Below are 607 nucleotides of genomic sequence, written 5' to 3' on the forward strand. Positions count from 1 at the left end.
CTTTGGGTATCTGCTGCTCTATACGGGCGCTGACTTCCTGCTTGCGCACGCTGGTCAATAAGCCGGTGTAATCGTAGCCATCACCATTGAATAGAATAACCTGGTCGCCCACCTGCAAGCGCAAGGCGCGCGTGGCATGCACGGCGGCATTCTCTGGCAACTGAATGGTGTGGCCTGCTGGCAAGGGATTGGGGCAGTAAAAGCGTGGGGTGCTCATGGCTTGGAGTGATACTATTGAGGAATCAGGAAATTCTAATGTAAGGAGCAGGCATTATGGCAAGTCTTAACCCGCCGGTGTGCGATTTTGGCTGGAAGGCACCCGATTTCAAATTGCCCGGTGTTGATGGGCGGGATTGGTCGCTGGCGGAGGCAAAAGGCGTCAATGGCACGCTGGTGATGTTTATCTGCAATCACTGCCCCTATGTGCAGGCAATACGTGAGCGACTGGTGCAGGATGTGCGGGCCTTGCGTGAACTGGGCATCAATACCGTCGCCATTTCCTCCAATGATGTGATCAATTACCCGGATGATAATTTTGAGCGCATGGCAGAAGTGGCGCGGGAATATCATTTTGCTTTCCCCTATCTGCTGGATGAAAGCCAGGAAG

2 protein-coding genes are annotated in these 607 nt (G+C 53.5%); one reads left to right on the forward strand and one right to left on the reverse strand.

The genetic code is table 11. From position 1 onward, the window contains the following. On the reverse strand, window positions 1–217 hold a 217-nt coding region (locus JNK74_29460; GenBank protein MBL7650302.1), incomplete at its 3' end, for a 16S rRNA (uracil(1498)-N(3))-methyltransferase. Between the two features lie 56 nt (window positions 218–273). On the opposite strand from JNK74_29460, the gene JNK74_29465 reads away from it, so the two are divergent. Further along, the coding region (locus tag JNK74_29465) for a redoxin domain-containing protein (protein ID MBL7650303.1) at window positions 274–607 on the forward strand (334 nt) is incomplete at its 3' end.

This window comes from Candidatus Hydrogenedentota bacterium (assembly GCA_016791475.1).
In the GTDB taxonomy this organism is placed as follows: Bacteria; Hydrogenedentota; Hydrogenedentia; order Hydrogenedentales; family JAEUWI01; genus JAEUWI01.